Below are 15,020 nucleotides of genomic sequence, written 5' to 3'. Positions count from 1 at the left end.
ATGCACTTCGTGATCGCAGGCGGCGGCTCGGCGGGCTGGATGGCCGCCGCCGCCCTGGCGCATACCCTCAAGGGTGCGCACCGGGTGACGCTGGTCGAGTCGGAGGAGATCGGCACGGTCGGCGTCGGCGAGGCCACGATCCCGCCGCTGCAGTTCTTCAACCAGGTGCTGGGGATCAACGAGCGGGAGTTCGTGCGCGCCACGCAGGCCAGCTTCAAGCTGGGCATCGAGTTTCATCACTGGGGTCGGCTCGGCCAGCGATACTTTCATCAGTTCGGCGAGTTCGGCGCCAACATCGACGGGATTTCATTTCATCAGTTCTGGCTGCGCCTGAGCGCGCATGGGCATCCGTTTGCACTTGCAGACTATTCGCCCGCAGCCATCGCCGCCGTCCAGAGCCGTTTCCTGCCGCCGTTCCCATCCATGCCCAAGGACATGCCGCAACTTGCGTATGCGTACCATTTCGACGCCGGGCTGTATGCGCGCTTTCTGAGGAGCTACGCCGAACAACGCGGCGTCGTGCGCATGGAAGGTCGCATCGTGCACGTCGCTCGCGATGGCGAAAACGGACTGATCCAAAGTCTGCAACTGCAGGACGGTCGCGTGGTCGCCGGAGACTTCTTCCTCGATTGTTCCGGCTTCCAGGGCCTGTTGATCGAGCGCACCCTGCAGACCGGCTTTGAAGACTGGAGCCAGTGGTTGCCATGTGATCGTGCGCTGGCCGTGCCGTGTGAGCTCAGCGGAGATATCGTGCCGTACACGCGTTCGACGGCGCACCGGGCGGGATGGCAATGGCGCATTCCATTGCAGCATCGCATCGGCAACGGTCACGTCTACTGCTCCAACTACGTCGACGAAGACGAAGCGACGCGCGTTCTGCTCGATAACCTGGACGGCAATCCGCTCGCGGAGCCGCGCTTGTTACGTTTCACGACCGGACGCCGCAAGAGATTCTGGAATGGCAATTGCGTGGCGCTGGGGTTGGCGGCCGGTTTCATGGAGCCGCTCGAATCGACCAGCCTGCATCTGGTGCAGGCGGCGGTGTTTCGCTTTCTGTCGTTGCTGCCGCGATCGAGCATGCCCGATCCCGCCGCGGAGCAGGAGTTCAATCGCCTCTGTGGCATCGAGTACGAGCAGATCCGCGACTTCATCATCCTGCATTACGTGGCCAATCGACGCGAAGAGAAATTTTGGCGAGACTGCGCCAGCATGGTTATTCCCGACAGCCTGGCGCATCGGCTCGAGCTGTTTCGCTCGCGAGCCAAAGTCGCCAGGCATGATGGACAACTGTTTGCGGATGCGAGCTGGGTTGCAGTCATGCTGGGACAAGGCGTTCAGCCGCAACGATGGGATCCGCTGGCCGACATCATGCCGCTTGCGGAATTGCAGCAGAAGGCTGAGGGCTTGCGGCGCAGGTTGCATGAGGCAATCGCACGCATGCCGAGCCATCGGCAGTTCATCGAGAACCATTGCAAGGCCGCGTGATGTCAGCAAACGATTTCGAAGTTTCGCAAGAGAACCCTCAGATGACGTTGATGCGTGTAACCATGGACTGTCTCGGTCGTGCGGCAATGGTCCTGAGCGGGCTGCTCATTGGCGGCGTAGTTCAGGCGCAACCGTTGGGGCTGCTGGATCGTAACGGCAGTTGGGTCGCGATCGAGCCGTATGGTCACAATATCGTGCGCGTGACGTTGAGCCTGGAGAAGGAGCGGGTGGTAGCGCCACCCGGCTATGGGTTCACAGCCAGCGCCGACGCCGACGGTTGGAAACACTCAGTCGCCGATTCGGGCGCCGATGTTTTCACTTCGCCGGCCATGTCGGTCGAAGTGAAGGCGCAGCCGCGGCCCGGTCCGCCAACTCAAATGCAACGTTACTTCGCTTCCTCATTGCCGCCAGTCTCCCTGGTGATGCGCAGGGCCGGTGGGGAAGTGATCGTCGAGATGAGCGGCTGGGAACTGGCCCCGCACACCGTGAACGGCGAGAAAACCTTCCGTGTCGGCGCCAGTTTCGTCGCGCCTGTCGACGAGCACTACTACGGCCTGGGTCAGAATCAGGAAGGAATCCTGGATCACCGCGGCCGCACCCTCGATTGCAAACATAACTACGACGCACCCGCGGGCGAAACGGTGTGCGTGCCATTCCTGGTGACCAACAAAGGCTATGGCGTGATCTGGGACAACCCTTCCAGCACCGTCATCTCGGCGGGGTTGCAGGGCCGGACGACATGGCAGTCGAGAGTAGGCGAGCGCGTCTCGTACTTCGTCATCGCGGGCGCGAACGCGGATGACGTTTACGCGGGCTATCGCAAGCTCACGGGAGTCACGCCTCTGCCACCAAAAGCTGCGTTCGGTTACATCCAGAGCAAGGCGCGCTATGAGAATCAGCAGCAAGTGCTCGATGTGGCGGCGGGTTATCGTCAGCGCGGCTATCCGCTCGACATCATGGTGGTCGACTGGTTCCACTGGACGCGCATGGGTCAGCTCGACATCAATCCGGTCGACTTTCCGGCGCCGGCGGCGATGAACAAGACGCTCAACGATCAGGGTATACGCACCATGATCAGCGTGTGGCCGCGGTTCGAGCTGGAGTCGCGCTACTTCAATTTGCTCGCGGCCAAGGGTTATTTCCTGAAACATCAGGACGGCCGTCCCGTGGACGGCTTGCCCGTGCGCAACGATCGCGCCGGGGCATTGCTCGACAGCACCAATCCCGAAGCGCGCGAATGGTTCTGGGGCAAGATCCGGGACAACATTGCTTCGCAGGGATTCGACTGGTTCTGGCTGGATGAAACCGAGCCCGACCTGGTGCCGGATGGTTACTTGTATAGCATCGGATCGGGCGATCGATACCGCAATCTCTATCCATTGGTGCACACGCAAGGTGTTGCGGAGGGCTCCCGCCGAGATCGTCCCAACAAGCGCAGTTTGATCCTGGCGCGTGCGGCTTACCTTGGCGCGCAGCGTTACGGCAATTTGTTCTGGTCGTCCGACATTCATCCGACGTGGGAGGCGCTGCGGGCGCAGGTGCCGACGGGCCTGAATTTCACGGCATCTGGCCTTGCATACTGGGGCAACGACATCGGCGGATGGCAATGGCACACGCCCGCCGACGGGCCCGAGCGCAAGCCACTCGTCGATCCGTCCGACGCGCGCGATGTCGTCGGCAACTACGACGACTACCCGGAATTGGCTGTACGCTGGTATCAGTACGGAACATTCACTCCTACCATGCGCGCGCATGGCTTGCGCAAGCAAACCGAGGTTTGGTCGTATGGCAAGGAAGCAGAAGCCGTCATCAGCAGATATCTGAAGTTGCGCTACACGCTGATGCCTTATCTGTATTCGCTGGGCAAGCGGACCTACGACACAGGCGCTCCGTTCATGCGCGCTTTGTTCATGGACTTCCCCAAGGATCCCAAGGTTTTCAACATCGGCGATCAATACATGTTCGGTCCGGCATTCCTGGTGGCGCCGGTCACGGAGCAGGGCAGAGAGAGCCGTGAGGTGTACTTGCCCGCCGGCAGCGATTGGTACAACTACTGGACCAACGAAAAACTGTCGGGTGGCCAGACCGTCACCGTGGCGGCGCCCATCGATGTGATTCCGTTATTCGTGCGTGCGGGCTCCATCGTGCCGCATGGCGTGGATATTCCAAGCACCGCGACACCTCAAGCGCTCAAGGAGCTCCGTGTGTACCCGGGCAAGAACGCAGAGTTCGCGCTGTACGACGATGACGGAGTGTCGTACGACTACGAAAAGGGCAAGGGACGAACGACACGATTGAAATGGGACGATAAAGCCGGCCAGCTCACGACCGAGGGAGACAAAGCTGTAAGTCGTTCGGTGCGCGAGCTGTTACAGGTCGTGCGAGCTCGTTAGCGCGCCCGAGCAGGCGAGACGTCGCCTGCTCGACCACGCGTAAGTTTCCGCTTTCGCGTTTACCGCTGATCGACGATCAACAGCGGGCGCATCTCCGGGACTTGCGTTGCAAGCTCGGCGGTGACCATCGCGGCGAAGTAGTCGGCGCCCTTGCGACCCAGATGGGTGTAGTCGAATGACAGCTTCGGCTGCGCGAGCGGCGGCAATGAGGGATCCGCGGCTTTGGCGTTGTTCGCTGGCGGCCGATCGTTGGTCTCCTTGGGCGCTTCGATCGTCGTGCCGGTCGCCGCGGCGGCTGCAACTTCCGGTGACGGAGGACGCTGCGCGAATTCATTTGCAGCGGTCGAGCCCATCGCCTCCACCGCGCTGCTGCTCAGGGCGTTCAGATCGATCACCGGAACTTTCATCTCTTTGGCCACGCGCTTCACCGCGTCGGCCCAGGGGATCAGTGTGTTCTGCACTTTGCCGTCCTTGAACTGCCGGCGGGTGAGTGGAGTGACCAGGATGGGCTTGGCTCCCACGGCTCGAGCCTCGGTCACATAACGGCGTAGGTTGGCGGGGAATTCAGTGGCGAGGTCGGTGGAGCGGCCCGGCTTGCCCGGCTGATCGTTGTGGCCGAACTGAATCAACACCCACCTGTTGACGTATCCAGGGGTGCGCGCTTCGTTCAACGCCAGCTCCCACGAGCCCTCCGCGATGTAGCTGCCTGAACTGCGACCGCCTCGCGCAAGATTTACGCAGGCGGCGAACGAAGTCACATGCTCGGCGCAGAAACTGCTGCCCCAGCCGCCCTGCACGGCCACGGTCGAATCTCCGATCAAAATGATCTTGGACGCCTGGATTTTTTTCGGCGCTTCCGGAGCGGCGCTCGCGGGATGGCAGCTGAACGAAACAAACAACAGGGCACTGCCCAACAAGGATTGCACTCGCATCGATATCTCCGTGGAAGCCACGCGACCTGCCAGGCAGGCCGCTTCGGATGGTAGCGGTAAACCGAGACTCGCATGGCTACGCGTCAAAGCCGGTTGACTTTCATATATGAAGAAAACATCATTAATGAAAGTCACCGGATCGGCACGGCTCTGCGCCGGGACCGCTCGGGGACGGCGCGGCGCTAATGCGTTGATTTCGGTCGGGAAAGCATTTTCCCCGAGTTGCCACCGGTGTCAACGACCTTGGCGCACGCGCACGACGACACGACAAAAACTTATTGCGTGCGAGGGGGATGAGTATGTCCAAGAGCAACGCGACCGTCAGAGTCGCAGTCCGTGTGGCGCTGGGCGCCATCGCAGTCGGCGCCGTGCAGCCGGTGGTGTTCGCGCAGGGAGCGAGCGACAACACCGGAGCGACGCGCCTGGAAGAAGTGGTGGTCACGGGTTATCGCGAAGCGCTGCGTAGCGCGCTCGATGACAAACGAGCCAGCGCGGAAATGGTCGATGTGATCAACGCAGAGGACATGGCGGACTTTCCAGATGCGAATCTGGCCGAGTCGCTGCAACGTTTGCCCGGCGTATCGATCGATCGCGACAACGGTGAAGGCCGAACCATCACTGTGCGCGGCCTCGGCAGCGACTTCACGCGAGTTCGCATCAACGGACTGGAAGCGCTGTCGACAGCTGGATCGAGCGACTCCGGCAGCAGCCCCAACCGCGGCCGCGGTTTCGATTTCAACACGTTTGCCTCCGAGCTGTTCAGCTCGCTGAAAGTGCAGAAGACCGCGAGCGCCGACATCGACGAAGGTTCGCTGGGCGCGACGGTGGATCTGATCACCGGACGGCCGCTCGATTTCGACCGACGCACCATGGCGTTCTCGGTGCAGGATGCCTATTACGAGATTGGCGAAACTCACAATCCCCGACTGGCCGGACTGATCGCCGATCAATTTTTCGACGGACGGCTCGGTGTGATGGCCTCGGCGGCATTCAACAAGCGCGAACAGAATATCGATGCGTACCGGCGCTCCCCGGGATCGGCCGACTACGCCTATCGAGGCGCAACGTTCGCTTCCACCACGGCGCCCAATCTGATTCGCGGCTTCGCGGTGCCGGATGCGAGCATGCTGCCGTCCACCATCACCAATCCTGGAGTGCGCGATGCGCTGAGCGGCTCGAATCCCGCGGCTTACGCGCAGTTGAACGACCTGACAGTGATCCCGGCGTTGCCGGCGATCGAAGAAGCGCAGCTGGAGCAGGAGCGCCTCGGCGTGACCCTGGGTCTGCAGTGGCAGGCCACCGACACCACCATGGTGAGTCTCGATGGCCTGTACTCGAAGTTCGAGCAGGACCAGATCAATTATCAGATCTCGCCCATCGGTATGAATCGCAACAATACCAACGCGAATCTGAACACCGCCACCGCGAGCACTTCGCAAGCGACTCGCCGTGGAATGTATGCGACCTGCACTTCGCGAGCCGCCACCGCCACGCAGGACGCCATCGACTGCGGCGAGCAGTTCTATGGATCCACGCCGGTGTTCGCCGGCGGGTACAGTCGGAATCCGAACAATCTGGAGCCGTACGAGTACTACAACCATCCCGGCTCGGTGGGCTATCAGGTCGATCCGACCGGACTGGGCCTGGCGATGCGGGGCGCGTTGATCGGTCGACCGGCGACCCGCTTGCTGGACGCGCATGTGAACGAGGCCAATCAGGCGGACTACCTGGTGCTGCAGAACGTGGATTTCCGTTCGGCGGCGGACGCGAGCTTCTACACCACCGAGTTCAACCAGGTGTCGTTGAACGTCGATCATGAATTCAGCGATCGGTTGCGCATGAAAGCCGTGTACGGCCAGTCGGAATCGACCAATGACAGCCAGGGTCTGCTGGCCGAATTCAATCGCATGGATTCCCCTGGAACGTTCGTCTACGACGATCGTGGCGGCGGCTCCATGCCGGTCTACGACTTCGGCTTCGACGCGGCCGACCCGAGCAACTGGGATGTCGTCAAAGGCTTCTCGGCGTTGCGCATGTATCAGCGCGAAGTGAAAAACAGCTTCGAAACCGCGCGGCTGGATTTCAACTTCGAAGTCACGCCGGATGTGAGCGTGGACGTCGGGGCGAGCCTGCGCACTTACGAGTTCGAGACCCGCCAATTGCAGCGGCTCACGACCGAGACCCTCAACCCGAGCCTGCTCGAGCTGGGCAAATCGGTGTCGGAGATGAGCCGTGTGTTCACGTTTGGCGACGGTCTCGATGTGCCCGCGGGCGTGCCTCGTCGGTTTCTTGCGCCGGATCTCAACGCTTTCCGACGTGCGACCGGCTTCGATTGCAACTGCGTGAACGAGTGGGGCGACTGGCGCTTGTCGTACCTGTCGACGCCACAGAACGCATACGGCGTCATCGAGGATGACCAGAGCTATTACGCGCAGCTGAATTTCCGTTTCGACGTGTTCGGCCGCGAGCTGCGCGGCAATACCGGCATTCGATATGCCATGACCGATGTGGAAGCGAACGGCTTCACCACCGGCTCGCGACCCATTCAGGCCAGCAACGACTACACCGACACGCTGCCGTCGTTGAACCTGAGCTACGAGATCGTCCCGGACCTGCTGTTGCGATTCGGCGCAGCCAAAGTCATGGCGCGCCCGCTGCTCGGCAATCTCGCGCCGAGCATCACCTCCCTGTCGATCCCGACCAACGGCAACAACACCGGGGCGTCGATGACGCTGGGCAATCCGAAGCTCGATCCGTTCCGCGGCAAGAACTTCGACTTCAGCGTGGAATGGTACTTCGCCGAAGGCGGTTTGCTGTCGGCCGCGTATTTCACCAAGAAGATCGATGCCTATCCGCAGACCATCGTCACCACGCAGACGCTGTCGTCGTTCCTGGATCCGGCCATCATAGAGCAGATCCTGGCGCAGCAGACCAACGCCAACGCCATCAACTACATCCTGGCGGACAATCCGTTCGATGTGCGGCAGTTCAAATCGGCGCCGGGCGGCGACATCAAGGGCTACGAGATCACCTATCAGCAGAACCTGACCTTCCTGCCGGGTTGGATGAGCAACTTCGGCGTGCAGGCCAACTACACGCATATCGATTCGGAGCTGCTGTACATCATCGATCCGGGCACGCCGGACGGCTCGCGACCGCGCCTGGTGCAGCCCGGCCCGTGGCTCGGCGCATCGCCGGATTCGTACAACCTGACCGTCTACTACGAAACGGAACGCTGGAGCGCGCGTCTGTCGAGCGCATTCCGCGATGGCTATGTTACGCAGTATCCACTCGCGTCGGGCTCGTGCGATCCGGGCGTGTGCGATTCGCCTTTGATCAACGACTTCGTCGGTAGCGAGGAGACCCTGAATCTCGATGCGTCGATCTCGTACGTGCTCAACGACGCGGTCACGCTGAACTTCGAGGCGCTGAATCTCACCAATCAGGAGGATGAGCGCTGGGCCTACCAGGATCATCCGCTGGTGACTCAATACCGCGCCACCGGCCGGCAATTCTTCGCCGGCGTTCGACTGCGCTTCTAGTTGCTGCGGATCCGGGCTGTCGGCGTGAGATGCCCCCTTCGAGCGCCGGCGGTCCGGATCTTTCTGGAGAAGGAGACGATTGCGAACATGTCGAAGTGGTGGTCGATTGCGTTGAGCGGCATCGCGCTCGGTGGGCTTGCTGCGTGCGCAACCCGGCAGCCGCCTGAAACTTCCGGTGCACAGAGCCGTGAAGTACTGGCGTTTCCAGGCGCGGAGGGCGCAGGGCGCTTGTCGCTGGGCGGCCGCGGCGGGCGCGTGTTGAAAGTCACCAATCTCAACGACACCGGGCCGGGCAGTCTGCGCGCCGCGATCGAAACTCAGGAGCCACGGATCATCGTATTCGATGTTTCCGGCACGATCGCCCTGGAAAGTCCGCTCCGGATCGCCGCACCACGAGTCACCATCGCCGGACAGACCGCGCCGGGCGACGGCATCACCCTGAAGAATCACGAACTCGTCGTCGAGGCCGACGATGTGGTGATTCGATATCTGCGCTCTCGGCTCGGCGACGAGCAGGGCGCGGAAAGCGACGCCATTTGGGTTCGGAGCGGCCGGCGCATCATTCTGGACCACGTGTCCGCCAGCTGGTCGGTGGACGAAACATTGTCGGTGAACAATGGCTTTCGCGATCCGGCCGACGGGTTCTACGATGTGACCGTGCAATGGTCGATCATTGCGGAGTCGTTGAACAACTCGCTGCACGTCAAAGGACCGCACGGCTACGGCTCGCTGATCGCCGGCGGCTTTGGCACGCGCATCAGCTTTCATCACAATCTCTGGGCGCATCATTCCGGGCGCAATCCGCGACCGGGCAACCCGGCACAGCCCGATCGCGACCCTGTCGGAGCGTTCCATGACTATCGCTCCAACGTTTTCTACAACTGGGGCGGTGAACATGCGGGCTACAACGCGGACACCGGTCGGAAGGCTTCAATCGTTCGCTATAACTTCGTCGACAACACGTATATCCAGGGGCCTCAGTCCACCGGGCAGGTGATGTTCGCCGAGTCCAACGAACTGGCCCAGGCCTGGTTCGCGGGCAACACCATGAATGGCGAGATGCCTGGGGATCCATGGCGCCACGTCACGGGCAAGTCGCAAGGGCGCTATCGCCTGACGGAAGCGGTGGAGGTCGCGCCGGTAGCGCGTGACCCAGCTAACAGCGCGTATGAGCGTGTGTTGAACTACGCCGGTGCGTCGCTGGTGCGCGATGCCGTCGATCGACGTGTCGTGCAGAGCGTGCGCAATCGAAATGGAAGCCTGATCGACAGTCAGAAGGATGTCGGCGGCTGGCCGGAGCTTCGATCGTTGCCGCCACCGCAGGATGCCGACAACGACGGCATGCCCGACGCATGGGAGCGCGAGCACGGTTTGAATCCGTCACTCGATGACAGTGCGCAGGATGCGGACGGAGATGGCTACACCAATATCGAGGCGTACCTCAACGATATCGTGAGTGTTCAACCGCGCGTGACGTATAACGGCGTGGCTTACGGTTCATTGCAAGAGGCGCTGGATGCGTTGCCTGAGGGCGGGGGCGAGTTGCTGCTTGCGCCCGGGCAGTATCGAGAGAAGCTGAGCATCGACAAGTCAAAGGTGCGACTTCGTGGTCTCGGCCAGCGGCCCGAAGATGTGGTGCTGGTGTGGGGCGATGCGGCTGCGACTGCCGGTGGCACGTTCCGCTCGGCAACGCTGCATGTCAGCGGCGACGATTTCCAGGCCGTGAATCTGACCATCCAGAACGACTACCACTTGCGCGCTACCACCCAGTCGCAGGCGGTGGCGCTATCGGTGACTGCGGACCGAGCGGTGTTCGACCGGGTTCGATTGCTTGGAGCGCAAGACACCCTCTATGCGGGCGCGAAAAAATGCGCCACCGAGCCTTGCCCGACCAGTCGGCAATATTTCCGGGATTGTTATATCGAAGGCCACGTGGATTTCATTTTCGGCGACTCCAAGGCGTTCTTCGAGCGTTGCCACTTGCACGCCATTGCTCACGATGAAATCCTGATCACGGCGCACGCGCGCACTGCCCCGGACCAGGACAAGGCATTCGTGTTCGACCACTGTCGCATCACCGGCGATGCCGGCGCCCGATCGATCTATTTCGGCCGGCCGTGGCGCGATTACGCGGCCGTGATTTTCATGAACACCCGGATCGATGGCAATCTGCATCCCGACGGCTGGCGCGAGTGGACGCCCGGCAAGACCGATCGATTGCAGCGCGCTTATTACGCCGAGTTCCAGTCGACCGGCCGGATGGCGGATATGAAAAGACGGCAACCTCACGCGCAGCGGCTCTCGCCGGCCGAGGCGCAACAGTGGCAACGAGACAGATTCTTGAAGGGCAACGATGGCTGGACGCCAACGAGCCCCTGACCCAAGGACCCAATGATCAAGGCTGACAGATCGATCCGGCGCATCTGCGAAGCGACTGCGTTGCTGGTGAGTGCGTAGAGTGTCTGCAATGCAACCGCAGCCAGTATCCCGAATCCCGCGCCGTCGAATTGGCAGGACCGGCCTGCATGTGTCCGAGATCGGGCTGGGCGCCGCGCCGCTCGGAAATCTGTATCAGCCGATCTCGGAGGCCGATGCGCAGGCCACACTGGCGAGCGCACTGGCGGCAGATGTGACTTACGTCGACTGCGCGCCGTACTACGGCTTCGGCTTGTGCGAGCGCCGCGTTGGCGATGCTCTGCGAGGCCGGGACGATGTCGTGATCTCGACCAAGGTGGGCCGGGTGCTGGTCGCGGCGCCGGAGGTGGTCGATGACCGTGAGCGCCACGGCTTTCGCTCTTCAATGCCGTTTTCGCCGATCTTCGATTACTCCTACGACGGCGTGATGCGCTCGTGGGAAGCGAGCCTGCAGCGACTCGGGCTGGCGCGCATCAATGTGCTCTACGTGCACGACATCGGCTCCATCACTCATGGCGACGCGCATCAGCAACGCATGATGGAACTCACCAAGCGGGGCGGCCTGCGCGCGCTGGAGGTGCTGCGAAGTGAAGGTCAGATCGACGGGTTCGGTCTCGGCGTGAATGAGATCGACGTGTGTCTCACGCTATTGCGTGAAGCCGATCTGGACGTAATCCTGCTCGCCGGCCGCTACACGTTGCTGGAGCAGGGTGCGATGGATGAGCTCATGCCCGAGTGCGCACGGCGCGGTGTGTCGCTCGTGATCGGTGGTCCATACAACTCCGGTATCCTGGCGACGGGCACGCGCGGAGCCCACACCCCGCGATTCAACTATGAGCACGCGCCAGACGATGTCATCCAGAAGGTGCGCCGGCTGGAGGATGTATGCGAGCGGCACCGCGTAGCGTTGCCAGCGGCAGCTTTGCAATTTGCCCTGGCGCATCCGCAAGTGGCGTCTGTGATCCCCGGTCTATGCGGACCCGCGCAGGTCGAGCAAACGCTGGAGCTGTACCGCGCACGCATTCCTGACGCATTCTGGAATGAACTGAAATCGCAACGGCTGATCCGCGACAACGCGCCGGTGCCGGAGTCCAAATCGTCATGAACATTGTGGTCGATGCTCACGTGCATCTTTGGGATCCGGCCCGCGGCGACTATGGCTGGTTGAAGCCCGAGCTCACGGGTTTGTATCGTCGCTTCGAAGTCCAAGAGTTGCATGCACTGCTCGAGCCGGCTCACGTCGACGGCGTCGTGCTGGTGCAAGCGGCCCCAACGGCCGCCGAGACAGATTATCTTCTCGGCATCGCCGAGCAAACGCCGTGGGTGTTTGGCGTCGTGGGATGGATCGACTTCGACGCGGAGAATGTCGTCGACGTGGTGGCAAGCCGTGCTCGGCATCGCAAGCTGGTCGGGGTTCGGCCCATGCTGCAAGATCTCGACGATCCGGAATGGATTCTGAATCCCACGCGTGCACCGGCGCTGACAGCACTCGCCTCGCACGGTCTGGTGTTCGACGCCTTGATCCATCCTCAACACATCGGCGCCATCGAACAGATCGCCGAGCGCCATCCCGACCTCAGCATCGTCATCGATCACGCGGCGAAGCCGATCATCAGTGCCCAGCCCGACCTGGCGTGGCGCGACGGCATGCGCCGGCTGGCTGCTAGAAACAACGTCGCTTGCAAGCTCTCGGGATTGCTGACGCAGCTCGTCCCGAACACCAGCGAGGAGCATGTGTCGGCACACGCTGAAGTCGTCATGGATTTGTTCGGTCCTTGCCGAACGTTATGGGGCAGCGATTGGCCGGTGCTGACCCAAGCAGCACCTTACTCGCAATGGTTTGAACTGACGCAGCAGATACTGAGCCGGCTGAGCGCCACGGAACGCAGGGCCGTCCTCGGCGGCAATGCCGCGCGCATCTACCATCTCGATCTCAGAGCCCAGGCGGCGGCGATTCTGCTGCATCCCGCGGACAACGTCGTAGTCTGCTGCCGTCCCGTCGCGGCGGGCGAGCGCATCAGAATCGGCGAGCAAGAGCACCTGGTGGTGCTCGATCCGGCTGAGCTGGGCCACAAGATCGCGCGACGAGCGCTGCAGGTCGGCACGAAAGTCATCAAGTACGGCGCCTCGATCGGCTCGGCCACCGCTGCAGTGGCCGCGGGCGGTTGGGTTCATCTACACAACATGAAAAGCGACTACATCAGTCCGCATACGCGCGCGCTGGGCGGAGACGGTTCATGAGCTTCAATGGTTTCCTGCGCAGCGACGGACGCAAAGGCATTCGCAACGTCGTGATCGTCGCGTATCTGGTGGAGTGCGCGCACCACGTGGCTCGGCGCATCGTCGATCGATGCGACGCTGAGGATGTGCATCTCGTCGGCTTTCCCGGCTGCTATCCGAATCAGTACGCGACGCGAATGATGAAGGCGTTGGCCACGCACCCGAATGTCGGCGGTGTGTTGCTCGTGTCCTTGGGATGCGAGTCATTCAATCGCGAGGGATTGGCGAGGCACGTCGCCCATAGCGGTCGTGTCGTCGACACCATCGTCATCCAGCAGGCGGGCGGTACGCGGACTGCGATCGATCGCGGTGTCGCCGCCGTCGCCGCGCTCAAGGAGAAGATGGCGGCCGCTGAAGTCCGTGTGCCCATGCAAATGAACGAGCTGGTGGTGGCGACCATCTGCGGTGGCTCGGACGGCACCAGCGGAATCACCGCCAATCCAGCCGTCGGCCGCGCCTTCGATCGCCTGGTGGCGCAGGGCGCGACCTGCATTTTCGAAGAAACCGGCGAGATGATCGGCTGCGAAGGTCCGATGGCCGCACGGGCTGCGACCCCGGCCGTGGCCGAAGCGATCGTCGCGTCCATCGCCAAAGCGGAAGCCTATTACCGCGCGATGGGCTTCGGCAGCTTCGCTCCTGGCAATGCCGAGGGCGGCTTGAGCTCACAGGAAGAGAAATCCGCGGGCGCCTACGTGAAGTCGGGTTCATCGCCCATCGTGGGCGTCATCAAACCCGCGGAGATTCCCGAAGTGCCGGGTCTCTATCTGCTCGACGTCGTGCCCGACGGTGCGCCAAAATTTGGTTTTCCCAACATCTCCGACAATGCAGAGATCGTGGAGTTGATGGCCTGCGGCGCGCATCTCACGCTGTTTACGACAGGGCGCGGCTCTGTGGTCGGCTCGGCGATCGCGCCGGTGATCAAGGTGACCGGCAATCCTGACACCTATCGACGCATGGCCGAGGACATGGACGTGAACGCGGGGCGCATTCTCGAAGGCCAGGCGAGTCTGGACGAAGTGGGCGCCGAGATCGTGGCGTTGGTCGAGGCCGTCGCGGCCGGCCAGCCCACCAAGTCCGAGGCCATGGGCCATCGCGAGTTCATTCTTACTTACAAGACGTTCGAGCCGAGCGGTCCGGGATGTTTCCCGCGCGCGGCTCATCGAGGTTGATCCATGTCACAAAGACTCGCGGGCAAAACCGCGTTGATCACTGCCGCCGCACAAGGGATCGGGCGCGCAATTGCCGAGGGATTCGTCGCAGAAGGCGCGACGGTGATCGCAACAGATATCGCCACCCAGCAGTTGACGACCCTGCAGGGTTGTCGGACGGAACGGCTGGATGTGACGAACGCCGATGAGATCCGCCGTGTCGTGGCCGCCGCCGGAGACATCGACGTGCTGGTGAACTGCGTCGGCTACGTGGCTTCCGGCGCGATTCTGGACAGCTCCGAAGAAGAGTGGGCCTTGTCGCTGGACCTGAATGTCACATCCATGTTTCGGATGATTCGCGCCGTGCTGCCCGGCATGATCCAACGCAAAGGCGGCTCGATCGTCAACCTGGCCTCGGTGGCCGGCTCCATCAAAGGCGTGCCGAACCGCTGCGTGTATGGCACGACCAAAGCCGCGGTCATTGGCATGACCAAGGCCGTCGCCGCCGACTACGTCGGTCACAGCATCCGTTGCAATGCTATCTGTCCGGGCACGGTCGACACGCCGTCGCTGGAGCAGCGGATGCGAGCGAGCGGCAATTACGAAGCGACGCGCGCCGCCTTCATCGAGCGCCAGCCGCTCAAACGACTCGGGCAACCGGCCGAGATCGCGGCGCTCGCCATCTATCTTGCGTCCGACGAGTCGGCCTTCACCACTGGCCAATGTCACATCATCGACGGTGGCTGGACCAACTGACCGATTCTTGCGCCATGGCGGCAAAGCGGCATCAGACCGCAGATCGCCTGGATCGAACACCACGGGGGA

Annotated in this window: 9 protein-coding genes; 8 read left to right on the top strand and 1 reads right to left on the bottom strand. The window is 62.2% G+C overall.

Going from position 1 to position 15,020, the window contains the following annotated elements; translation table 11 throughout:
• Together JM946_RS19255 and JM946_RS19250 are read left to right on the top strand one after the other, a co-directional pair.
• The gene (locus JM946_RS19255; protein WP_203168988.1) at positions 1–1,485 is read left to right on the top strand and encodes a tryptophan halogenase family protein; all 1,485 of its coding nucleotides are present in this window, start codon (positions 1–3) and stop codon (positions 1,483–1,485) included.
• Between the two features lie 62 nt (positions 1,486–1,547).
• Positions 1,548–3,878: a glycoside hydrolase family 31 protein gene (locus JM946_RS19250; protein ID WP_407700584.1), complete on the top strand. Its 2,331-nt coding sequence runs from the start codon at positions 1,548–1,550 to the stop codon at positions 3,876–3,878.
• A 59-nt stretch (positions 3,879–3,937) separates the two neighbouring features.
• On the opposite strand, the gene JM946_RS19245 is transcribed toward JM946_RS19250, so the two are convergent.
• On the bottom strand, positions 3,938–4,810 hold the full coding sequence (locus tag JM946_RS19245) for a rhamnogalacturonan acetylesterase (RefSeq protein ID WP_203168986.1): 873 nt from the start codon (positions 4,808–4,810) through the stop codon (positions 3,938–3,940).
• Between the two features lie 299 nt (positions 4,811–5,109).
• On the opposite strand from JM946_RS19245, the gene JM946_RS19240 reads away from it, so the two are divergent.
• The 6 genes from JM946_RS19240 (at position 5,110) to JM946_RS19215 (ending at position 14,951) form a co-directional block, all read left to right on the top strand.
• On the top strand, positions 5,110–8,352 hold the full coding sequence (locus tag JM946_RS19240; RefSeq protein WP_203168985.1) for a TonB-dependent receptor: 3,243 nt from the start codon (positions 5,110–5,112) through the stop codon (positions 8,350–8,352).
• 87 nt (positions 8,353–8,439) lie between these two features.
• On the top strand, positions 8,440–10,731 hold the full coding sequence (locus JM946_RS19235; protein WP_203168984.1) for a pectinesterase family protein: 2,292 nt from the start codon (positions 8,440–8,442) through the stop codon (positions 10,729–10,731).
• Between the two features lie 148 nt (positions 10,732–10,879).
• Positions 10,880–11,872 carry an aldo/keto reductase gene (locus tag JM946_RS19230; protein WP_203168983.1) on the top strand — a complete coding sequence of 331 codons (993 nt, stop codon included), beginning with the start codon at positions 10,880–10,882 and terminating at the stop codon, positions 11,870–11,872.
• Positions 11,869–13,008 carry an amidohydrolase family protein gene (locus JM946_RS19225; RefSeq protein WP_203168982.1) on the top strand — a complete coding sequence of 380 codons (1,140 nt, stop codon included), beginning with the start codon at positions 11,869–11,871 and terminating at the stop codon, positions 13,006–13,008. The genes JM946_RS19230 and JM946_RS19225 overlap by 4 nt, the downstream gene beginning before the upstream one ends.
• Positions 13,005–14,216 (top strand): UxaA family hydrolase, encoded by a 1,212-nt coding sequence (locus JM946_RS19220; RefSeq protein ID WP_203168981.1) that lies wholly within the window; start codon positions 13,005–13,007, stop codon positions 14,214–14,216. Before JM946_RS19225 ends, JM946_RS19220 begins: the two co-directional genes overlap by 4 nt.
• A 3-nt stretch (positions 14,217–14,219) precedes the next feature.
• Positions 14,220–14,951 carry an SDR family oxidoreductase gene (locus JM946_RS19215; protein WP_203168980.1) on the top strand — a complete coding sequence of 244 codons (732 nt, stop codon included), beginning with the start codon at positions 14,220–14,222 and terminating at the stop codon, positions 14,949–14,951.
• The last annotated feature ends 69 nt before the right edge of the window (positions 14,952–15,020 follow it).

It is taken from the genome of Steroidobacter gossypii (assembly GCF_016801985.1).
Classification (GTDB): domain Bacteria; phylum Pseudomonadota; class Gammaproteobacteria; order Steroidobacterales; family Steroidobacteraceae; genus Steroidobacter; species Steroidobacter gossypii.
The sequence above is the reverse complement of the archived record's forward strand: the minus strand, read 5'-3'. Positions and strand labels throughout refer to the sequence as shown.

Excerpts from the sequence above, each read along its gene's own strand:
- JM946_RS19255 (WP_203168988.1), top strand. The coding sequence starts at position 1 with ATGCACTTCGTGATCGCAGGCGGCGGCTCGGCGGGCTGGATGGCCGCC.
- JM946_RS19250 (WP_407700584.1), top strand. The coding sequence starts at position 1,548 with ATGGACTGTCTCGGTCGTGCGGCAATGGTCCTGAGCGGGCTGCTCATT.
- JM946_RS19245 (WP_203168986.1), bottom strand. The coding sequence starts at position 4,810 with ATGCGAGTGCAATCCTTGTTGGGCAGTGCCCTGTTGTTTGTTTCGTTC.
- JM946_RS19240 (WP_203168985.1), top strand. The coding sequence starts at position 5,110 with ATGTCCAAGAGCAACGCGACCGTCAGAGTCGCAGTCCGTGTGGCGCTG.
- JM946_RS19235 (WP_203168984.1), top strand. The coding sequence starts at position 8,440 with ATGTCGAAGTGGTGGTCGATTGCGTTGAGCGGCATCGCGCTCGGTGGG.
- JM946_RS19225 (WP_203168982.1), top strand. The coding sequence starts at position 11,869 with ATGAACATTGTGGTCGATGCTCACGTGCATCTTTGGGATCCGGCCCGC.
- JM946_RS19220 (WP_203168981.1), top strand. The coding sequence starts at position 13,005 with ATGAGCTTCAATGGTTTCCTGCGCAGCGACGGACGCAAAGGCATTCGC.
- JM946_RS19215 (WP_203168980.1), top strand. The coding sequence starts at position 14,220 with ATGTCACAAAGACTCGCGGGCAAAACCGCGTTGATCACTGCCGCCGCA.